Source organism: Pseudomonas sp. 09C 129 (assembly GCF_002843625.1).
GTDB classification, from domain to species: Bacteria; Pseudomonadota; Gammaproteobacteria; order Pseudomonadales; family Pseudomonadaceae; genus Aquipseudomonas; species Aquipseudomonas chlororaphis.
Map to the genome: position 1 here is coordinate 2,199,532 of NZ_CP025261.1, position 21,835 is coordinate 2,221,366.

At 64.5% G+C, this 21,835-nt stretch carries 14 protein-coding genes; 4 read left to right on the top strand and 10 right to left on the bottom strand.

Features of this window, described 5'->3' with window-relative positions; all coding sequences use genetic code 11:
- The first annotated feature begins 29 nt into the window (after positions 1 to 29).
- A complete protein-coding gene (locus CXQ81_RS31440; RefSeq protein WP_009042667.1) occupies positions 30 to 158 on the top strand; it encodes a PA1414 family protein in 129 nt (42 codons plus the stop codon).
- A gap of 152 nt (positions 159 to 310) precedes the next feature.
- Here CXQ81_RS31440 and CXQ81_RS10095 read toward each other — a convergent pair whose 3' ends face one another.
- The 6 genes from CXQ81_RS10095 to speB all read right to left on the bottom strand — a co-directional run bounded on the left by CXQ81_RS10095 (position 311) and on the right by speB (position 5,913).
- Positions 311 to 562 (bottom strand): phosphopantetheine-containing protein, encoded by a 252-nt coding sequence (locus CXQ81_RS10095; RefSeq protein WP_007920673.1) that lies wholly within the window; start codon positions 560 to 562, stop codon positions 311 to 313.
- Positions 563 to 634: 72 nt separating this feature from the next.
- On the bottom strand, positions 635 to 1,360 hold the full coding sequence (locus CXQ81_RS10100) for an MBL fold metallo-hydrolase (RefSeq protein ID WP_007920674.1): 726 nt from the start codon (positions 1,358 to 1,360) through the stop codon (positions 635 to 637).
- A gap of 84 nt (positions 1,361 to 1,444) precedes the next feature.
- On the bottom strand, positions 1,445 to 2,824 hold the full coding sequence (locus tag CXQ81_RS10105) for a sodium:solute symporter (protein ID WP_007920675.1): 1,380 nt from the start codon (positions 2,822 to 2,824) through the stop codon (positions 1,445 to 1,447).
- 140 nt (positions 2,825 to 2,964) lie between these two features.
- Positions 2,965 to 4,476: a cytosine permease gene (locus CXQ81_RS10110; RefSeq protein WP_101337132.1), complete on the bottom strand. Its 1,512-nt coding sequence runs from the start codon at positions 4,474 to 4,476 to the stop codon at positions 2,965 to 2,967.
- A gap of 54 nt (positions 4,477 to 4,530) precedes the next feature.
- On the bottom strand, positions 4,531 to 4,953 hold the full coding sequence (locus CXQ81_RS10115; protein WP_007920677.1) for a nuclear transport factor 2 family protein: 423 nt from the start codon (positions 4,951 to 4,953) through the stop codon (positions 4,531 to 4,533).
- Between the two features lie 9 nt (positions 4,954 to 4,962).
- A complete protein-coding gene (speB, locus tag CXQ81_RS10120) occupies positions 4,963 to 5,913 on the bottom strand; it encodes an agmatinase (protein WP_007920678.1) in 951 nt (316 codons plus the stop codon).
- Between the two features lie 373 nt (positions 5,914 to 6,286).
- On the opposite strand from speB, the gene CXQ81_RS10125 reads away from it, so the two are divergent.
- Together CXQ81_RS10125 and CXQ81_RS10130 are read left to right on the top strand one after the other, a co-directional pair.
- The gene (locus CXQ81_RS10125; RefSeq protein WP_007920680.1) at positions 6,287 to 7,180 is read left to right on the top strand and encodes a LysR family transcriptional regulator; all 894 of its coding nucleotides are present in this window, start codon (positions 6,287 to 6,289) and stop codon (positions 7,178 to 7,180) included.
- 10 nt (positions 7,181 to 7,190) lie between these two features.
- Positions 7,191 to 7,802: a tRNA-uridine aminocarboxypropyltransferase gene (locus CXQ81_RS10130; protein ID WP_101337133.1), complete on the top strand. Its 612-nt coding sequence runs from the start codon at positions 7,191 to 7,193 to the stop codon at positions 7,800 to 7,802.
- Positions 7,803 to 7,941: 139 nt separating this feature from the next.
- On the opposite strand, the gene CXQ81_RS10135 is transcribed toward CXQ81_RS10130, so the two are convergent.
- The 3 genes from CXQ81_RS10135 to CXQ81_RS10145 are packed head-to-tail and all read right to left on the bottom strand — an operon-like array spanning position 7,942 to position 12,845.
- On the bottom strand, positions 7,942 to 9,297 hold the full coding sequence (locus CXQ81_RS10135; protein ID WP_007920682.1) for an HlyD family type I secretion periplasmic adaptor subunit: 1,356 nt from the start codon (positions 9,295 to 9,297) through the stop codon (positions 7,942 to 7,944).
- A 10-nt stretch (positions 9,298 to 9,307) separates the two neighbouring features.
- Positions 9,308 to 11,467: a type I secretion system permease/ATPase gene (locus CXQ81_RS10140; RefSeq protein WP_101337134.1), complete on the bottom strand. Its 2,160-nt coding sequence runs from the start codon at positions 11,465 to 11,467 to the stop codon at positions 9,308 to 9,310.
- Positions 11,468 to 11,486: 19 nt separating this feature from the next.
- Entirely contained in the window at positions 11,487 to 12,845 is a 1,359-nt protein-coding gene (locus CXQ81_RS10145) for a TolC family outer membrane protein (protein WP_007920684.1), read from the bottom strand.
- 588 nt (positions 12,846 to 13,433) lie between these two features.
- On the opposite strand from CXQ81_RS10145, the gene CXQ81_RS10150 reads away from it, so the two are divergent.
- Positions 13,434 to 19,814 (top strand): retention module-containing protein, encoded by a 6,381-nt coding sequence (locus tag CXQ81_RS10150; protein ID WP_101337135.1) that lies wholly within the window; start codon positions 13,434 to 13,436, stop codon positions 19,812 to 19,814.
- Between the two features lie 62 nt (positions 19,815 to 19,876).
- On the opposite strand, the gene lapD is transcribed toward CXQ81_RS10150, so the two are convergent.
- On the bottom strand, positions 19,877 to 21,817 hold the full coding sequence (lapD, locus tag CXQ81_RS10155; protein ID WP_101337136.1) for a cyclic di-GMP receptor LapD: 1,941 nt from the start codon (positions 21,815 to 21,817) through the stop codon (positions 19,877 to 19,879).
- Between the last annotated feature and the right edge of the window lie 18 nt (positions 21,818 to 21,835).

Consider the following 21,835-nt stretch of genomic DNA (forward strand, 5'->3'; position numbering starts at 1 on the left):
CGCCAGGCACGACCCTTAAGGGGGGCACTATGAAAGAGAAACTGCAAAACTGGCTTCACGACCTCGGGGTCGCACTGGGGCTGATCGAGCCGCCATTGCAGCCGGTGCCAATCCGCACAGACGACGAACAACGGCGTCGGCAACAGCGTCGCCGCTAACCATCGGCTCGGGAATGGGGCAGGCATCCAGCCTGCTCCCGCCACTTTTCAGCCGCGCGAGGGCAGGTTCACTCGCGAACGGTTGCCGCCTTCTGATCCAAACCAGTCACCCCGCACGTAACCCGCCCATGGTGCTTGGCGCCATGGAATCTTCAGTGCCGTGAAATCTTCAGCAGAAACCGGCTCAAGTCATTGGCGCTGTTCGCCGCCTTGAGCATCTGGTCTTCTTCGTGGGTGAAGGCGGTCAGTCCAAACTGATCTTCCAGGTGGAAGATCAGGTCCTCGATATCCTGCTTGTCCAACCCCAGCTCCTGCAGGCTCACATCGTCGGCAAATCCGTCGTTGCCATCCAGCAGACGGCTGATGAAGTCATGCACGGCTTGTCGGACTTCGGCTCTTTTCATCTTGGCTCTTTTCGCCAGGGGCCTGCGCATGGTCTTTGAAGCGGGCGCGATTGTGTGCAGTACAGCACAGCTTCATGGGTGCCGGCGGATCCAATCCTCGATCATCCTGCGCAGCTGCGTTCCCGAAAAACTGCCGAAATGGCCGCCATGCACAGTCTGCACCGGCAGCTGGTACAGGCGTCTCAGGCTGGCAGCGTAGTCCTCCAGGTTGGAGTGGTAGGCGTCTTCGACCAACGGACCGTCGTAGATGATGTCGCCGCTGAACAGGGTGCCGCTGGCGGCTTCCCAGAGGCTGATCCCCCCGGGGGAATGGCCGGGTGTATGCAGCACCTGGAGGCTACGGTTGCCCAGGTCGAGCACGTCGCCTTCCTCGATCAGGCGCGTCGCCGGGGCGGCCTTGACCCGATATTCGGCGTAGCACAGCGGGCAATCCGGGTGGGCCTCGAACATCGCGTCGCCAACGAAGGCGGCCGACAAGGTATTGGCCCCGTCAGGCGCGGCGAGAATCTGCGCCTCGGCCGGGTGCACCAGGCGTTCGGGGAATTCGTGATGCCCGGCGATATGGTCGAAATGGCAATGGCTGGCCACCGCCAGCAAGGGCCGTTCGGTGAGCCAGGGCAACTGTTCGCGCAAGCTGACCAGGCCGGAGCCGCTGTCCAGCAGCAGGTCCCTGTCGCGACCCTGGATATGCCACAGGTTGCAGCGATAGAACGGCCGGATATAGGGCTCGTGGATCAGCCGAATCCCGTCGCTCAGGCTTCTGACTTCGAACCAGCGGTCGCGGCTGACAATCTTCATCGACTTTCCTCCAGGCGAAAAAAAACGGGTGCAGCCACCGACGCTGCACCCGCCGAAGAAAAATGTACGGCGTCTGACCTGAGGTTAGATCGCGTTGGCCAGGGTTGCCGGGCGACGAGACAGCAGGCTCACCACCACGAAGCTGATCAGGCCGACAGCCAGGCTGTAGTAGATCGGGGTGTTGGCGTCCAGGCCGTCCTTGAACATGAACGCCAGCGCGGTGAGGAAACCCAGGCCCATGCTGGCGATGGCGCCGGCGGTGGTCGCGCGTTTCCAGAAGATCGCCCCGATCAGCGGGATCAGCATGCCGCCCACCAGCAGGTTATAGGCCAGGGTCAGGGCGCTGATCACGTCGTTGACCACCAGGGCGATGCCCAGGACCACGATGCCGGTCAGCAGGGTGAACAGGCGGTTGATTCCCAGGCTCGACTGCTTGCCGCCACGCAGCTTGGGCAACAGGTCTTCGGTCAGGGTGGTGGAGGCGGCCAGCAGGCCGGCGCTGGCGGTGGACATCATGGCGGCCAGGGCCGCGGCGATCACCAGGCCACGGATGCCGTCCGGCAGGGAGGCTTTGACGATGGCGGCGAAGGCGTTGTTGACATTGTCCAGGTCCGGCAGCAAGACATGCGCGGCCATGCCGATCAGGGCACAGGCCAGACCGTAGAGGATGCAGTAGAAGCCGGCGACGGTGCCTGCGTATTGCGCGACTTTTTCGGTCTTGGCGGTGAACACCCGTTGCCAGATGTCCTGGCCGATCAGGATGCCGAAGAAGTAGATCATGAAGTAGGTGACGATGGTGTCCCAGCCGATGGTGGTGAAGCTGAAGCTGGACGCCGGCAGCTTGGCCACCAGCTCATCCCAGCCGCCGACGCGGTACAGGCAGATCGGCAGCAGGATGAACATCAGGCCGACGGTCTTGATCACGAACTGGACGATGTCGGTCAGGGTCAGCGACCACATGCCGCCGATCGCCGAATAAATCACCACCACGCCGCCGCCCAGCAGCACCGAAATCCAGAACGGCAGGCCGAACAGCACTTGCAGCACGGTGCCGATGGCGAGGATCGAGGTCACGCCGATCATCAGCGCGTAGGCCAGCATGATCACCGCGCTGGCCTGGCGGGCCATCGGGTTGTAGCGTTTTTCCAGGACCTGGGTAACGGTGAAGATCCGCAGCTTGAGCAGCGGTTTGGCCAGCAGCAGGTTGAGGGCGATGATGCCCAGGCCCAGCGCCGCGCACAGCCAGAAGCCGGAGATGCCGTGGACATAGCCCAGGCGCACGGTGCCGACGGTGGAGGCACCGCCCAGCACGGTGGCGGCCATGGTGCCCATGTACAGGGTCGGGCCCAGGTTGCGGCCGGCTACCAGGTAGTCCTCGTGGGTCTTGGCCTTGCGCATGCCGTAATAGCCGAGCACCAGCATGCCGGCGGCGTAGATGAGTACGACGAGTAGATCTAAAGCCATGATGGCGTGTCTCCGATTGTCTTTCTTATAGTGGCTTGCTGTAGAAGCGAGGCTTGCCGCAATCAAGGCGACGCGATCTGGCGGACCCGTCGTGTGAGGCGTGATTGCCGGCGAGCCTGCCGCTACAGGTCATGCTTGAGTCAGGCGGCTTGGCGCATGACCGGTTTACCGAGCGAATCCGTGCTCTTGCTGCGTGGATCGTTGGGGCCGTAGACCGCGGTCGGCTCCGGGAACAGGTTGAGCAGGGCCAGGTACACCAGCGAGGCCAGGCCCAGGGTCACCGGCAGGCTGATATCGATGCCGTCGGCCAGGTTGCCCAGCGGACCGACGAACTGCCCGGGCAGGTTGACGAAGCACAGGCCGACCAGCGCGCTGGGAATCCAGGCCCCCAGGCCACGCCAGTTCCAGCCGTGCTGGAACCAGTAGCGGCCACCTTGCTCGCCACGGGTGAAGACTTGCAGGTCGTCCGGGCAGTAGAAGCCGCGACGCACCAGCAGGCCGATCAGCATGATCACCATCCACGGGGTGGTGCAGGTGATGATCAGCACGGCGAAGGTCGACACGCTCTGCACCAGGTTGGCGGCGAAGCGTCCGATGAAGATGAAGGCGATCGACAGCACGCCGATCAACAGGGTCGCCTTGACCCGCGACAGCACCCGCGGGAACACGCTGGACATGTCCAGGCCGGTGCCATACAGCGAAGTGGTGCCGGTGGACATGCCGCCGATCACCGCGATCAGGCACACCGGCAGGAAGAACCAGCTCGGCGAGACCGCCAGCAGGCCGCCGACGTAGTTGTTGGCGGCGATGTAGTCGGGCGCCTTGATCGCCACGATGGTGGCGGTGGCCAGGCCGAACAGGAAGGGAATCAGGGTGGCGATCTGGGCGGCGATCACTGCCAGCATGATCCGGCCTTTCGGCGTTTCGCGGGGGATGTAGCGCGACCAGTCGCCGAGGAACGCGCCGAAGGAAATCGGGTTGCTCATGGCCACCAGCGCGGCACCGATGAAGGCCGCCCAGAAACCCGCCTGGCCGAGGGCCAGGGTACCGGCGAACTGGCTGTCGAAGGTCGGCGCGAAGGCGAAGATCCCCAGCAGGAACAGCAGGCTCGCCGCCCAGACGGCAATGCGGTTGACCCACAGCATGAAGCGGAAGCCGTAGATGCACACCGTCAGTACCAGGATCGCGAACAGGCCGTAGGCCAGGCCCAGGGTCAGGTCGGTTTCCGGCAGGTCGACCAGGCGCTTGGCGCCGCCCACCAGGGCGTCCCCCGAGCTCCATACGGAGAGGGAGAAGAAGGCGATGGCGGTCAGCAACGACAGGAACGAGCCGACGATCCGCCCGTGCACGCCGAAGTGCGCACCGGAAGAGACGGCGTTGTTGGTGCCGTTGATCGGCCCGAACAGGCCCATCGGCGCGAGGATCAATGCCCCCAGGATCACGCCCAGCACGATCGCCCAGACACCCGCCTGGAAGGACAGGCCGAACAGCACCGGGAAACTGCCGAGCACGGCGGTGGCAAAGGTATTGGCGCCGCCGAAGATCAGGCGAAACAGGTCGCTGGGCCGGGCGTCGCGTTCATGGTCGGGGATCTGTTCGACCCCGTTCGTTTCGATGCTGCTAAGGCTTTTTTCTTTGTTGTTGTTATTCATGATCTGCTCCGATCACTAGGGCGCGCTCATCGTGCGTGAGCGTCACCTTTCTGGCTAAGGGGGTGGCAGCCCTTCCGGCATTGCGGACAAATGTTCGTGGCAGGCCAGCCATAGGCCTTGTTGTTGTGTGCCGGACCCTTGTTTGCAAAAAACAATGGTCTCGCGCTCCTGGCTGAAGTGTTGCTCCCCTTGCATGCGCAGCTCGGTGGCGACGTCATGAATGAATACCGCGGTGTTCCCCTGCAGGCTGACAAACGCGTTGCTCGAGGTGCAGGACAACACCTCGAAGCCGTCCTCGCGGCGCCAGCTGTCCCACAGCGCTTGGTAGGCGTCGCGGGACAGCAGGGGCTGGGCGAGGGTGTGGAAGACGAAGCTGGCATCGGTGCTGAACGCACCGAAGTAGGCTTCGCGATCGTTACGGGCGAAGGCCGCCACCAGCTCGGCGGCGGCTTTGAGGACCTGCTCACGCTCGCTCATGGCCGGGCCTCAGCGACGCGCCACGCCCGGCAGCACGCAGAGCATTTCGTATAGCAGGTTGGCGCCCAGCAGCGAGGTGTTGCCGGTGGTGTCATACGGTGGCGAGACTTCTACCAGATCGCAGCCGACCAGATCGAGGCCCTGGCAGCCACGGACGATCTCGATCGCCTGGATGGTGGTCAGGCCGCCGATTTCCGGGGTGCCGGTGCCTGGCGCCCAGGCCGGGTCGATGCCGTCGATGTCGAAGCTCAGGTACACCGGGCCGTCGCCGACTTTCGCCCGTACTTCGGCCATCAGCGGGTCCAGCGACTTGTGCCAGCACTCTTCGGCCTGCACCACGCGAAAGCCCTGCTTGCGGCTCCAGTTGAAGTCTTCGGCGGTGTAGCCCTGGGCGCGCAGGCCGATCTGCACCACGCGGTCGCAGTCCAGCAGGCCTTCTTCGACGGCGCGGCGGAAGGTGGTGCCGTGGGCGATCTTCTCGCCGAACATGTGATCGTTGACATCGGCGTGGGCGTCGATGTGCACCAGGCCGACCTTGCCGTGTTTCTTGTGGATGGCGCGCAGGATCGGCAGGGTAATGGTGTGGTCGCCGCCCAGGGTCAGCGGGATCACGTTGTGCTCGAGGATGCCGTCGTAGGCTTCTTCGATGATGCGCACGGCGTCCAGCAGGTTGAAGGTGTTGATCGCCACATCGCCGATGTCGGCCACGTTCAGCGAGTCGAAGGGCGCGGCGCCGGTGGCCATGTTGTACGGACGGATCATCACCGATTCGGCGCGGATCTCACGGGGCCCGAAGCGGGTGCCGGCGCGCAGCGAGGTGCCGATGTCCAGCGGTACGCCGACGAAGGCGGCATCCAGGCCGGCCGGGGTAGGTACATGGGGAAGACGCATCATGGTGGCGATGCCGCCGAAGCGCGGCATTTCGTTGCCGCCCAGTGGTTGGTGGAGAATCTTGTCCACGGGATTGGCCTCATCGTTGTTTTATTTATGGGGTTTGTGGCGCGGCGATGACTGCCGGCGAAACCGAGTGGGGCCGATTCTGCGAAATGTAGTGGGCGGGAAGAATCGCTACGGGCAAATACTTAGTTCAGATTTTTCTAAACTAAGGGCGGGTGTAAAGGATAGACTCTGGTCCTGTGAGAGCGGCACTGCCCGGACCGGAGATCATTCGCGGGCAAGCCTCGCTCCTACAGAAGCAGGAGCGAGGCTTGCCCGCGATTGGCCGCACAGCGGTCATAATCGGCGCCGCGACGCTGTTCATGAAGGAACGCCAATGAGGTCTGGATGACCCTGACACCCGATCCCCGTTGTCGATTTTCCTTGTGGAGCTCCCATGGCCAACGCTTTACCTGATCTGAAACTATTGCGCATCTTCGTCAGCGTGGTGCGGCATCAGGGGTTCGCCAATGCCCAGCACGAACTGAACCTCTCCACGTCGGCCATCAGCACCTACATGAGCCAGCTCGAGTCGGCCCTGGGGCTGGTCCTGTGCCACCGTGGCCGCGGCGGTTTCAGCCTGACCAGCAAGGGCGAGCTGTTCCACCAGGAAACCCTGCGCCTGCTGGGCGAGCTGGAGGGTTTCGAGCAGTACGCCGCGGCGCTCAAGGGCGAACTGCGCGGCACCCTCAACCTGGGGGTGATCGACTCGACGGTGAGCGACAAGGCCCTGCCGTTCGCCGAAGCCATCGGTGCCTACAGCCAGGAACACCCGGCGGTGCATTTGCATCTGTCGGTACTCAGCCCCTACGAATTGCAGCTCGGTGTGCAGGACAACCGCCTGGACCTGGCCATCGGTGCGTTCTCCACGCGCATGAGCGGGCTGGTATATATGCCGCTGTACCGCGAGCAGCACTGGCTGTATTGCAGCAGCCGGCACCCGCTGTTCAACGAGCGGCGCATCCCCGAGCAGGTGATCACCCAGCAGCGCATGGTCGGCCGTGGCTACTGGAGCCAGGCCGAGCTGGCGCGCCACGGCTTCAAGCACAGCGCGGCGACGGTGGAGAGCATGGAAGCGCAACTGATCCTGGTGCTGTCCGGCGCCTACATCGGCTACCTGCCGGAGCATTACGCCCAGGCCTGGGCCGACAAGGGCGACTTGCGCGTGCTGCTGCCGGCGACCTTCGGTTATCAGGCGCCGTTTTCGATGATCGTCCGCCGTGGGCGCAGCCGCGAACCGTTGATCCAGACGTTCCGCGACCTGCTCAAGGCGCAGCTCAATCAGGCCTGAGGAGACGTCCATGTCGAGAATTCAATGCCCGCGTTGCCTGCGCCCGAAAACCCATTGCCTGTGCCCGCTGATTCCACGGCTGGACAGCCGCACCCGGATACTCCTGTTGCAGCATCCCAGCGAAGTGAGCCACGCGCTGAACACCGCGCGGCTGGCGGCGTTGGGGTTGAACAATGCCGAGTTGATCGTCGGCGAGGTGTTTGCCGATCTGCCGAAGCTGTTGAACTGTCCCGGGTATCAGGCGCGCCTGCTGTTCCCGGCGGAGGACGCGCAGCCATTGCAGGCCTATTCCAGCGTGCCGGACGAGCAGCCCTTGCTGCTGGTGGTGCCCGACGGCACCTGGCGCAAGGCGCGCAAGTTGCTGCACCTCAATCCGCTGCTGGCCGCGTTGCCCCGGGTGACCCTGGCCGAAGGCACGGTGTCCCGTTACCGGCTGCGCAAAGCGCCCGCGCCGGGGGCCCTGTCGACCATCGAGGCCATCGTCCAGGCCCTGCAAGTCCTGGAGGCACCGGCCACGTTCGCGCCCTTGCTGAAGCCCTTCGAAGCCTTGATCGACGGACAGATCGCGGCAATGGGCGAAGACACCTACCAACGTAACCACCAACAGACAAAAGACCTGTAGCCGCTGCCGCAGGCTGCGATCGACCGCGAAGCGGGCGCCGATCCAGGCGCCTCGGTCTTGCAGGAGGTACGCGGTGTCAGGTCCAGGGGCCGCTGCGCGACCCGGAGCAGCCTGCGGCAGCGGCTACAGGTCGGGTGTATCAGCGCTCGCGCATCGCCTCGGTCCGCGCCTTGAGCACCGGCTTGAGCAGGTAGTCGAGCACGCTTTTCTCGCCGGTGATGATGTCCACCGTGGCGACCATGCCGGGGATGATCAGCAGCGGCTTGAGGTCGCCGCCCAGGTGGTTCTTGTCGGTGCGCACCTGGATCAGGTAGAAGCTGTTGCCCTTGTCGTCGGCGATGGTGTCGGCGCCGATCAGTTCCAGCTTGGCGCTCAGGCCACCGTAGATGGTGTAGTCGTAGGCGCTGAACTTGACCATGGCTTTCTGCCCGGGATGGAGGAAGGCCACGTCCTGTGGCCGCACCTTGGCCTCGATCAGCAGGTTGTCCTCCAGCGGCACGATTTCCAGCATGTCGCTGCCCGGCTGGACCACGCCGCCGATGGTGTTGACCTTGAGCTGCTTGATCACCCCGTGCACCGGCGAAGTCACGGTGGTGCGGGTCACTCGGTCGTCGATGGCGATGCTCGAGGCGGTGATTTTCGACAGGTCGGTGCGTTTCTCGTTGAGTTCCTTGGCGGCGTCGGAACGGAAGCCCTGTTCGGACTCGTCGATCTTGCTCCTGATTTCGTTGATCGCCGATTCCGCCCGGGGAATGGCCAGGGTCGTGGCATTCAGCGAGCCGCGGATTTCCACCGCGCTGCGCTTGAGACGCAGGATCTCCACTGGTGACACCGCGCCGGTACTTACCAGCGGCGCCGACATGTTCATCTCCTGGTTGAGCAGGGCCAGGCTGGAACTGAATTGCCCCTGTTTCGAACGGAACTCCGCCAGTTCCTGGGTCTTTTGCCGCAGCTGTTCGCTCAGGGTCCGTTGTTCGCTGGCCAGGCGGCGCTGGCGCTGTTCGTACAGCGAGCGTTCGTCCTCCGCCACCTGGGGCGCCTTGGCCACCACTTCGTCGGACGGCTTGAACGGCCGACCCTCGGCTTCGGCGGACAGGCGTTCGACCTGGGCCATCAAGGCATAGCGGTCGGCCTCGCTTTCGCCCTTGTTCGACAGGAAACGCGTGTCGTCCAGGCGCAGCAGGGTGTCGCCCTTGTTCACCATCTGCCCTTCGCGCACGAAGATCTCGGTGACGATGCCGCCTTCCAGGTTCTGCACCACCTGCACCTTGCTCGACGGGATGGCCTTGCCTTCGCCGGTGGTGACTTCCTGAAGCACCGCGAACTTGGCCCAGAGCAGGGCGCTGACGAGCAGTCCGGTGGTCAGCCAGACGACGATGCGCGAGCCGCGGGGCGAATCCTGCAGCGAGGCGCCGGCGGTTTCGGGCATGAACTCGCTTTCCGCGCTTTTGCGCAGGCTGGCGAAGTAGCCGCGTGATTGCGATGAGGCAGGCATGGGGCGACTCCTAGACCGCCGCAGAGCCGACACGGCCCTTGCGCAGTGCATCGATGACCGCTTCTTTCGGCCCGTCGGCGACGATCCGCCCGTTGTCCAGGACCACCAGCCGCTCCACCAGGCTGAGCATCGAGGTGCGGTGGGTCACCAGCAGCAGGGTCTTGCCTTGCACCCAGGCGTGCAGGCGCTGGCGCAGGGCGTCTTCGCTGCTGTTGTCCATGGCGCTGGTGGGTTCGTCCAGGAGCATGATCGGCGGGTCCAGCAGCAGCGCTCGGGCCAGCAGCACCGCTTGGCGCTGGCCGCCGGACAGCAGCTGGCCACGCTCGCCCACCGGCCGGTCGAAGCCTTGGGGATGCTGGCGGGCCAGCTCGGTGACTCCGGTCAGCTCGGCGACCTCGAGCATGCGCGCATCGCTGATGTAGCGGGCGCCGAGGGTCAGGTTGTCGCGCAGGCTGCCGGCCAGCAGCGGCAGGTCGTGGGCGACATAGCCTATCTGCTGGCGCAGGTCGGCCACGTCCAGTTGGCGCAGGTCCAGGCCGTCCAGCAGCAACTGTCCTTCCTCGGGGGCATAGAAACCCATGACCAGGCGCCCCAGGGTGCTCTTGCCGGAGCCGCTGCGGCCGATGATGCCGATGCGTTCGCCGGGCTGCATGCTGAAGCTGATATTGCTCAGGGCCGCGGCATTCTGCCCCTGATAACGGAAGGTCACCTGATTGAGCGCCAGCGCGCCTTGCAGTTGCGTGCGCTCCAGCGGGCGCTGGCGGGCATCGCGTTCCTGGGGCAAGGCCATCAGGGCGTCGGTGCTGCGCATGGTCAGTTGCGCCTGCTGGTAACGGGTGATCAGCCCGGCGATCTGCCCCAGCGGCGCCAGGACCCGGCTGCCGAGCATGTAGGTGGCCACCAGCGCGCCGACGCTGAGGTTGCCGGCGATGATGCTGTAGACCCCGGCGACTATGGTCGCCATGCCGCAGAACTGCTGGATGAACAGGGTGCCGTTGGTGGCCAGGGCCGAGAGATTGCGCGCGTGGCTGTCGAGGCGAGTGAGGGCGCCGTGGGTGCTTTCCCACCGGTGCTGGCGTTCGCTTTCGGCGCTGCAGGCCTTGAGGGTTTCCAGGCCGCCGAGGGTCTCGATCAGCAGCGCCTGGCGTTCGGCGCCCAGGCTCAGGCTCTTTTGCACGGTGTCGCGCAGGCGGGCCTGGATCAGCATGGCGAAGACGATGGTCAGGGGAAACGCCAGCAGCGGGATCACCACCAGCCAGCCGCCGAGCAGGCCGATCACCAGCAGCATCAGCACGGCGAAGGGCAGGTCGATCAGGCTGGTCAGGGTCACGGCGGTGAGAAACTCGCGCAGGCCCTGGAAGTCATGGATGCTCTGGGCGAAGCCGCCGATGGTCGCCGGCTTGGCTTTCATCGCCATGCCGGTGATGCGCTCGAACAGGGTGGCGGAGAGAATCACGTCGGTGCGCTTGCCGGCGCTGTCCAGCAGATGGGCGCGCACCACTCGCAGGACCAGCTCGAAGCCGGTGCCGATCAACAGGCCGATGGCCAGCACCCAGAGGGTCGAGGTGGCCTGGTTGGGCACCACGCGGTCGTAGGTCTGCATGACGAACAGCGGCACCATCAACCCCAGGAGGTTGATCAGCAGGCTGGCGAGGATCGCGTCGCTGTACAGCCAGCGCGAGAGTTTCAGGGTGTCGCGGAACCAGGCTTCGACCCGCGGTACCAGGGAATTGCGCAGTTCTTCCAGTTCGTGGCGTGGCCGGGCGAACAGCGCCTGGCCACTGTAGTCATCGTTCAGATCCGCCTGGCTGACCCATTGCTCGCCGCCTTCGGCTTCGCTGGGCAGGATCAGCGCCTGGCCGTCATCGCCCCAGCGGCGCAGGACCGCACAGCGGCCATGCTTGAGGATCAGCAGCACCGGCAGGTTGAGCCTGGAGATCGCCGACAGCTCACGCCGCAGCAGGCGGGCCTGCAGGCTGGCGCGGGCCGCGGCGCGGGGCAGCAGGTCCAGGCTCAGGCGTTGCTGGGCCAGGGGCAGCCCCGCGCTGAGGCTGGCCCGGCTGACGGTGCAGTCGTGCAGTTTGCAGAGGATCAACAATCCGTCCAACAACGGGTCATCAAAGCTCAGGCGCGGATCGACGCCTGAGCTCCCGGGTTCCATGCTGGTCACATTGAAGTCCTCCGAGGACTTAACGCATCTCAGGCAGACGGGCTTCGCTCTTCACTTCGGTCTGGGCGATCGCTTCGGCTGGCACCACGACTTTTTCCTTGTTCAACAACTCGCCCATGTTCGCCAGCACGCGATACATCGAAAACTCCTCGGTGTAACGCACCTCGGTGTAGCGGCGGTTGGCGTTGTACAGCTCGTTTTCGCTGTCCAGCAGGTCGAGCAGGGTGCGCTGGCCGAGACCGAACTGGTCCTGGTAAGCGGCCCGTACGCGGGTGGTGGTTTCAGCGTATTCGCGAGCGGTGGGGGTCTGCTTCTTGGCGTTGAGCATGGCGTTCCAGGCCAGGGTGATGTTCTCGTTGAGCATGCGCAGCGCGTTGTTGCGGATGTCCATGGCCTGGTTGATCTTGTGCGCGTCCGATTGCAGGCGGGCCTTGTCGCTGCCGCCGCGGAACAGGTTGTAGTTCATCACCACGCCCACTCGCCATTCATTGTCGTGGCCCTTGTCGCCCTGCACGTTGTCGTTGGCGCCCACCGCGGCCTCGGCATCGAAGCGTGGGTAGAACGGCGACTTGGCGACTTCGTACTGGCTCTCGGCCGCTTGCACGTCGGCCTGGGCCGATTTCAGGTAGGGGTTGTTCTCCAGCATGCTCTGCCGGGCATCCGGCAGGCTGGCGGGGATCTCGCCGCGCACCGAAGGCAGGCTTTCCAGTTCGTCGGGCATACGGCCCACGGCGCTGAAGAAGTTGGCCTCGGCGTCGGCCAGGTCGACCTGCGCCGTGTCGTAGTTGTTTTCCGCCAGGGCGCGACGGGCCTTGGACTGGTCGAGGTCGGCGGTGCTGCCGACGCCACGTTCGCTGCGCAGGCCGATCTGGTCGTTGACCCGCAGGTGCGCCTGCAGGTTGTTCTTGGCCAGGGTCACCAGTTCGCGGCGCTTGAGCACTTCCAGGTACACCTCGATGGTGCGCAGGGCCAGGCTCTCGGCGGTACCGCGGGTGTAGTAGGCCCGCGAGTTGGAGACCGACTGGGTACGCCCGACTTCGTTGGCGGTATTGAAGCCGTCGAAGAGCATTTGCCGCAGGCGCAACTCCGACTGGGTATAGGTCAGGGTCTCGGTGTGATGGTTGCCCAACGCGCGCGTGGTGGTGTTGTCGCTGTAGCCACGGCCATAGGCAGCATTCAGGTCCAGCGATGGATAGAAGCCCCCTTTGGCGACCTTGACGTCCTCATCAGCCGACAGACGGTTGTTCTGGCTCGCGCGCAGTTCCGGGTGGTTGTCCAGCGTGCTTTGAATCGCCTCCGTCAGAGACATGGCTTGGGCCTGATGAATGCAGGCCATGGCTAATAAAATCGCGCTACTGAGGGGGGTAAAAACGCGCATGAGGTACATCTCCCTGGTCCATGTATGGTGCTTTGCAGTCGCCAAAAAAATGACGAACTTTATAGGTCAAACCGTTTCAGGCTTGTAACAACAGAGCTAAGAACATCCTGAGCGCAAGCTAAGAAGAATTTCTCATAAGGCTTATGCTGAAAAAAACTTATGCACTCTGTGAAATCCAGCACATTGTTCAGTTCGCAAGCCCCGTATTTATAGGCTCTAGAGGGCTTTTCAGGGGCTTGAAAAGGTTCAACAAAATTTGCGACATAGGGCGGGAGAGGAGCGGTGGGGAGGGTGCGATACGGATTTTATAGCGACATTTTTTTGTCACTTGCAGTGTTTGAATCCATGTCGCGACTTTCGCGGGAGGGCTGTCCGAAGCCTGAATGCGTTTGATTGCATTCGGTTTTGCCTTCGGCAGAAACAGCAGGCCAGCGAGGGACGAGCGAGAGGGAAGGCCGGTGCGCAGGTTCGACTGAGCAGCAATCAGCGAACCTTCAGGCTGGCGTTTCCCGTCGGTGACCCGATAACGCCATAGCACTTTTCCGTGCAACCAGATGCCGATAGCGGTCGGCAGCGGAGGAAGTGCTCATGGCTAGGTTAATCGGTGTCGTCAGTAAGGTAATCGGGCAGGTGGTAGCGGTAGCGGCGGATGGCAGCCGGCGCGTTCTGGTAGAAGGCGATCGTCTGTTTGCGGGGGATCAACTGGTGACCGGTGCGCAGGGCGCGGTAGCCGTGCATCTGCAGAACGGCCAGGAACTGACCCTCGGGCGCGACAGCAGCCTGCAATTGACCCCGCAACTGCTGGCGAACCAGGCGCCCCATGTGCAGGCTCCTGAAGTCGTGACCCCCAGCGAGGCGCAACTGACCGATGTCGAGCAACTGCAGAAAGCCATCGCTGCCGGCGCCGACCCGACGCAGACTGGCGAAGCCACCGCGGCCGGCCCCGGGGCTACGGGTGGCACCGCTGGCGCCCTGGGTGGCGGGCATACCTTTGTACTGCTTGAAGAAGTCGCGGGTCGGGTCGAGCCGATCATTGGTTTCCCCACCGCGGGCTTCAACGGCATTCCCGAGTTCGTGCCTGAGCGGATTGCCGCGGTACCGCCTAGCGACGATGGCGGTATCGCACCGCCACCCCCACCCCCACCGAACAACCCGGTCACCCTGGGCGGCCTGTCGGTCGCCAATGGCGAGTTGACCCTCAGCGAAGCCAATCTGCCCCAAGGCTCGGCGAGCAATCCCGCGGCGCTGGTGCAGAACGGTACCTTCAGTGTCTCCGCCCCCGACGGGCTGCTCAGCCTCAGCGTGGGCGGGATCGCCGTGGTCAGTGGCGGGGTGGCCGCCAGCTTCCCGCAGTCGATCACCACCGCCCTCGGTAACACCCTGACCATCACCGGTTTCGATCCTGCCACGGGTACGGTCAGCTACAGCTACACCCTGGTCGGCAACGAAATCCATTCCGCCGCCGACGGTGCCAACAACCTGAGCGAACATTTCACCGTGGTCGCCAGCGACAGTAATGGCGATTCGGCGAGCAACTCGCTGGATATCAATATCACCGACGATGTGCCCCAGGCGTTCAACGACAGCAATGGCGTCGCCTCGGAAAGCCAACTGACCCTGAGCGGCAATGTCCTGACCAACGATGTGCAAGGCGCCGACCGGGTGCCCAGCGGGCCGATCAGCGCCGGCACCTTCAACGGCACCTACGGCACCCTGGTGCTGGCCGCCGACGGTACCTATACCTACACCGTGCATACCAGCGACCCGGCGTTCCTCGCGCTTCAGGGCGGCGGCAACGGTACGGACAGCTTCACCTACACCCTGACCGATGCCGACGGCGACAGCAGCACCGCCAACCTGGTGTTGCAGGTGCACAACAACGACGACACGGTGGTGATTCAGGGTCTCAATGCCGAAGGCGGCGAAGTCACGGTCTACGAGAAGAACCTGGCGGACGGCAGCAGCCCGGATGCGGGCGCGTTGACCCAAAGCGGCACCTTCACCGTGACCGCGCTGGACGGCATGCAGACCCTGACGGTCGGCGGGATCAACCTGGTGACGGGCGGGGTGGCCGCGGGCTTCCCGCAATCGGTGACCACGGCCTTGGGCAACACCCTGACCATCACGGGCTACAACGCCGCCACCGGGGTGATCAGCTACAGCTACACCCTGGCCGACAATGAGGCCCACCCAACGGCCAATGGCGCCAACAGCCTCAGCGAACATTTCAATGTGGTCGCCACCGATGCCGATGGCAGCACGGCCAGCGGTTCGCTGGATGTGAATGTGGTGGACGACCTGCCAACGGCAGTCGATGACAGCAATGGCGTGGCCTCGGAAAGCCAGCTGGTGCTCAGCGGCAATGTGTTGACCAACGACGTGCAGGGCGCCGACCGGGTACCCACCGGCCCAGTGACCGCCGGTACCTTCACCGGCACCTACGGCACCCTGGTCCTCGCAGCCGATGGCACTTACACCTACACCCTCAACACCGCGGACGCCGACTTCAAGGCTTTGCAGGGCAATGGCAACGGCACCGAGACCTTCGCCTACACCCTCACCGACGCCGATGGCGACCCGAGCACCGCCAACCTGGTGCTGAATATCCATAACAACGATGACGGCGTGACCCTCGATGGCCTGGATACCAACGGCGGCGAACTGACGGTCTACGAGAAAAACCTGGCGGACGGCAGCAGCCCGGATGCCGCGGCGCTGACCCAGAGCGGCACCTTCACTGTGACCGCGCTGGATGGCCTGCAGACCTTGACGGTCGGCGGGATCAACCTGGTGACGGGCGGGGTGGCCGCAGGCTTCCCGCAATCGGTGACCACGGCCTTGGGCAACACTCTGACCATCACGGGCTATAACGCCGCCACCGGGGTGATCAGCTACAGCTACACCCTGACGGACAACGAGGATCACCCAACCGCCAATGGCGCCAACAGCCTCAGCGAACACTTCAATGTGGTGGCGACCGATGCCGATGGCAGCACGGCCAGCGGTTCGCTGGATGTGAATGTGGTGGACGACCTGCCAACGGCAGTCGATGACAGCAATGGCGTGGCCTCGGAAAGCCAGCTGGTGCTCAGCGGCAATGTGTTGACCAACGACGTGCAGGGCGCTGACCGCGTACCCACAGGCCCAGTGACCGCCGGTACCTTCACCGGCACCTACGGCACCCTGGTCCTCGCAGCCGATGGCACCTACACCTACACCCTCAACACCGCGGACGCCGACTTCAAGGCCTTGCAGGGCAATGGCAGCGCTACCGAGACCTTCGCCTACACCCTCACCGACGCCGATGGCGACCCGAGCACCGCCAACCTGGTGCTGAACGTCCATAACAACGACGACTGCGTGACCCTGCACTGCCTGGATATCGAGGGCGGCGAGCTGACGGTCTACGAGAAGCACCTCAGCGATGGCACCAGCCCCAACGCCCCGGCCTTGACCCAGAGCGGCTTCTTCCTGGTCAACGCACCGGACGGCCTGCAAACCCTGACGGTGGGCGGGATCAACGTGGTAACGGGCGGGGTGGCCGCGAGCTTCCCGCAATCGATCCTGACGGCCTTGGGTAACGTGCTGACCATTACCGGCTACGACGCCAGTATCGGTGTCGTCGCCTACAGCTACACCCTGCTCGACAATGAAAGCCATCCGACGGGGCTGGGGGCCAACAGCATCGCCGAGCATTTCAATGTGTTCGCCAGCGATGGCGACGGCAGCAGCGCCTCCGGGGTGCTGGATGTGAATATCGTCGACGACCTGCCCACCGCTCACCCTGATGTGGTGATGGCCGACGAAGGCACGACCCTCAGCGGCAACGTGCTGGGTAACGACATTGGTGGCGCCGATGGCCCGGCAATCACTGGCGCGGTGGTCGGCGTGCGCGCCGGCAGCGACACCTCGACCTCGGCCATTGGCGGCTTGAACACCTCCATCAACGGCCTGTATGGCACGCTGACCCTGGACGCCTTCGGCAACGCGACCTATCACAGCAATCCGAACTCGGTCACCGCTCCTGATTCGCAAGATGTGTTCGTCTACACCGTGCGTGACGCGGACGGCGATGAAAGCACCACCACCATCACCATCCAGATCTGCGGCAACGAACTCAGGGCGGTCACCGACCAGGACATCACTGTCTTCGAAAAGGCCCTGGACCTGAGCAAGGACGGCCAGGACCTGGCGGCCGGTACGGTGACCGGCAGTGACCCGGGCAATACCGGCGAAACCGCCACCGGCACCCTGGTCGGCTCGGTCTCCGGCGGCAGCGGTGCGATTACCTACACCCTGGTCGGCAGCGCCACCGGCACTTACGGGCAGATCCTGCTCAACCCCGACGGCACCTACCGCTACACCCTGACCTCGGCGCCGAAAACCTCGCCGAACGCCAACGACGGCCCGAACGTGCTGAGCGAAAGCTTCACCTACAAGGCTACTGACGCGGTGGGCAATACCACCACCAGCACCATCCAGATCAGCATCGTCGACGATGTACCCCAGGCGGTCGCCAGCGAGCGGGCGGTCACTGCGCTGGAGGTCGATTCCAACCTGCTGCTGGTGATCGACGTATCCGGCAGCATGGCCGACCCGTCGGGTGTCCCCGGCCTGTCGCGCCTGGAACTGGCCAAGCAGGCGATCAGCACCTTGCTCGACAAGTACGACGACATGGGCGATGTGAAGGTGCAGATTGTCACCTTCAGCAGCAGCGCCACGGACAAGACGCCGATCTGGGTCGATGTGGCGACGGCCAAGTCGATCATCGCCTCCCTGACCGCGGGCGGCGGCACCAACTACGATGCGGCCGTGGCCGCGGCGAAGCTGGCGTTTGTCACCAGTGGCCAGATCAGCGGGGCGCAGAACGTCGGTTATTTCTTCTCCGACGGCAAACCCACCGATGGCCAGGAGATCGGCACCGCCGACGAGACCGCCTGGAAAGCCTTCCTCGACGCCAACGGCATCAAGAACTATGCAATCGGCCTGGGCAGCGGTGTCAGCAACAGCAACCTCGACCCGCTGGCCTATGACGGCAGTACCCACATCGATACCAATGCCGTGGTGGTCACCGACCTGAACCAGCTCGACTCGGTGCTGGCCGGTACGGTACAGGGCACCCCGGTCACCGGCAGCCTGCTCGGCGAAGGTGGCTCGTTCGGCGCCGACGGCGGTTTCATCAAGACCTTGGTGGTCGATGGCACCACCTACACCTATGACCCCAACGGTAATAGCAACCAGGGCTCGCTGAGCTTCAGCGGCGGGGTCAACCACGGCACCTTCGATACCCTGGACAACAGCCTCAGCATCGCCACCAACAACGGCGGCACACTGGTGGTGAAACTCGACACCGGCGATTACACCTACAGCTCGCAGAACGTCACCAGCGTGGTGCTGACCGAGACAGTCGGCTTTACCGTCAGCGATAACGACGGCGACCTGGCCAGCTCGACCCTGGTGGTCAAGGTCAATCCGAACGCGGCGCCGGTGGCGGGCGACGACCACATCATCACCAACATTCTGTCGGGCACTATCGTGGTGCCGGCCGATGCCCTGCTGGCCAACGACAGTGATGCCAACGGCGATCCGCTGACGGCTGCGCCGACGAGTTTCAACACCGGCTGGCTGTCCCCTGGGGCGGACTTTACCGCCGGCAGCCTGCAGACCATCGGCTTCACCGGAGGGTCCAACCAGACCCTGAGCGTCGCCCGGGCCTCGTTCAATGCCAATACGGCGGCGATGACGGCCGCGGTGGTGATCAGCGGCTTCCTGGGCAGCATCAACAACGGCAATGACAACGATGAGGATGTGATCAGCGTCAGCCTGAAACAGGGCGAGACCCTGAACCTGGATCACAACCTGACGGCGGGCCGGGTGGGCATGGAGTATGCCTTCAATGGCGGGGCCTACATCGCGATCGCCGATGGCGGCTCGTTCACCGCGGGGGCGGACGGCATCTACCAGATCCACATCACCAACCTGACCAACCCCAGCGGCGGCAACGCCAACGGTTCGGAAAACTACCAGCTGACCATGACCGTCAACTACGCGGGCGGCCAGGAATCCACGCCGGATTACCACGGCACCTACACCGCCAGCGACAGCCATGGCGGCAGCGACAGCGCGGCGGTGAGCATCAGTTATCAGGACGGCCATACCTTGACCGGCACCGCTGGCGACGATGTGCTGCTGGCCGGCAGCGGCGACAATCTGATCAATGCCGGCGACGGCAACGACGTGCTCATCGCCGGCAGCGGCAACAACACCCTGCATGGCGACGCGGGTAACGACCTGCTGTTCGGCGGGCCGGGCAACGACCTGCTCGACGGCGGCACGGGCAACGACACCGCCAGCTACGCCCATGCCAGTGCCGGGGTCACGGTCGACCTCTCGCTGCTCGGTGCGCAGAACACCGGTGGCGCTGGGACCGATACCCTGACCGCCATCGAAAACCTGGTGGGCTCCAACTACAACGACACCCTGACCGGCGACAACAACGCCAACATCATCACCGGCGGCCTGGGCAACGATGTGCTCAACGGCGGTGGCGGCGACGACCTGTTGATCGGCGGGATGGGCAACAACACCCTGACCGGTGGCAGCGGCAGCGACACCTTCCAGTGGCAGCAGGGCAACAGCGGGCATGACCTGGTCACCGACTTCACGCCGGGTATCGACAAACTCGACCTGTCGCAACTGTTGCAGGGCGAGAACGCCAGCAGCGCATCGCTGGATGACTACCTGCACTTCACGGTCACTGGCAGCGGTCCGTCGCTGATCACCAGTATCGACGTCAGCGCGGCGGCGGGGGCCTCGCCGACCCAGACCATCGATCTGGCCGGGGTCAACCTGGCGGAGCACTACGGGGTGACGCCGGGCGCGGGCGGAGTGATCGCGGGGGGCGCGGATACCGCGACCATCATCAACGGCATGCTCAATGACCATTCGTTGAAGGTCGATACCGTCTGAGGCCCGGCGGGCCCGGCGCCAGCCTCGACCGAGGTTGGCGCCGGGGCTGTGCGGGGAAGGGGCTACATCGGTTCCGGTGGGCCGATCAGCCGCCCCATGACCCCGAACAGGCCCAGGGCCTTGAGGGTGTCCAGTTCGCCCTGGGTCTCGACCCGTTCGGCGATCAGCGGCAGGTCGATGCTGTGGGTGGCGCGAAATATCGCCTCGATGAACAGCTGTTTGTCGCTTTGCCGGTCGATGTCGCGGATGTAGCTGCCATCGACTTTCAGGTAGGCCAGGCCGAGGTGGGCGAGGTTGCCGATCTGGCTGAAGTTGCCGCCGAAATGTTGCAGGCCGATCCGGTAGCCGCTGTCCCGCAGGCGCTGGCTCAACTGCTGCAGCTCGCTGGCCGAGGGCAGTTGGCGTTCGTCGATCTCCAGGGTCAGTAACTTGGCCAGGTCGGGCAGGGCCTTGAGCTGGTCGAGGATCCGCCGCAACGCGTCGGGGTCGCGCAGGGTGCTGCCGGACAGGCTCAGAGCCAGCGGCCAAGCATTCTCGAGCAGATAATCCAGGGTGTGTTCGAGCATGGCCAGGTCGAAGCGTGCCGACCAGCCCAGGCGCTCGATCCACGGCAGGAAATGCCCGGCGGCAATGGCTTCGCCCTGCGGGTCGAGCAAGCGCGCCAGCACTTTGTGATGCAGCACCTCGCTGGTGTCGGCGCACTGCACCACCGGCTGGAAATACAACTTCAACTTGCCGCTGCTCAGGGCATCGTCGATCCAGGCGCGCCAGTCATGCTGCGGCTGGCTGGGGCCGGCGGCGAACGCCTGCAGCAATGCCCAGGGACGCTCGGGGTGCTGCTGGGCGTGCGCCAGCGCCTGGTCCAGGCGCAACCATACGCCGCTCAGCGGGTCGCCGGGCCGGTAGGCGACTATGCCCAGGTGCGCCACCGGTGTGCAGTCGCTGGCCCCGGTCAGGCGCAGGTTCTCCAGGGTGGCGCTGATTTCCATGGCCAGGCGCTCGGCGCCGCGGCTGTCCAGGCCCGGTGTCAGCAGGCTGAATTCGCCGCCGCGATTGCGCGCCGCCAGCCAGTGGCGGCGGTCGGCCTGGGCGCTGATGCGCTTGAGCAGGTCGCCGATGCTCTTGATCAGGGCGTCGGTGCGCTGGCCACCCAGGCGCTGGTTCAGGCCACTGAGGTCATTGACCCGCAGCATCAGCAGATAACCATCGCCACTCTGCTCGTTGAGCAGCAACTGATCGCCGAGCTGTTCGTCCAGCAGGCGCCGGTTGGCCAGGCCGGTCAGGCTGTCCTGATAGGACTCGGCCCGCAGTTTCTCGCTGCGCGCGGCCTCTTCGGCGAACAGGGCTTTGAGTTTTTCCACCATCTGGTTCATGGCCAGGACCACCCGCTTGAGCTCGGGCGTGCGCGGCACCGTCGGCAGGCTGAGGAACTCGCGATGACTGATGGCTTCGGCCTGCTTGACCATGGCGTCCAGCGGCCGCAACTGGCGCCGCAGCAGCCAGCCGCCGAATACCGCGCTGAGCAAGCCGCACACCAGCAGCCAGAGCAGGCTGCCGACGCTGCTGTCCCAGAGCCTGGCCAGGGCGAACTGCGGGTTGCTCAGCACTTCCACCCGCGCCACCTGTTCCCAGCCACGCATGACCAGGGCGTCGCCACCCTGCGGGCGCAGGCTCACCAGCCTGACGAACCACTGGGGTACGCCCTCGATCCTGGCAGGCACCGAACGCTCCACCAGCATGCTTTCGTCTTCGATGTTCACCACCCGGATGCTGTTGTAGTAGCCGCTGTCGAAGATCGAACTGACCATCAGTTCCATCATCGCCGGGTCGTCGACCTGGCTGGTCAGGGACAGGCCCAGGGCGGTGGCTGCATCCTGGGCGTGGGAGCGCAGCTGGTTGAGCATCTGCTCGCGGGAGCTTTCCAGGCTGACAAAAAAACTGCCGCTGAAGGCCACCAGCAGGAACAGGCAGATGGCGATGAACAGTTGCTTGAGTAGCGACATTCGGCACTCCTTGTCGGA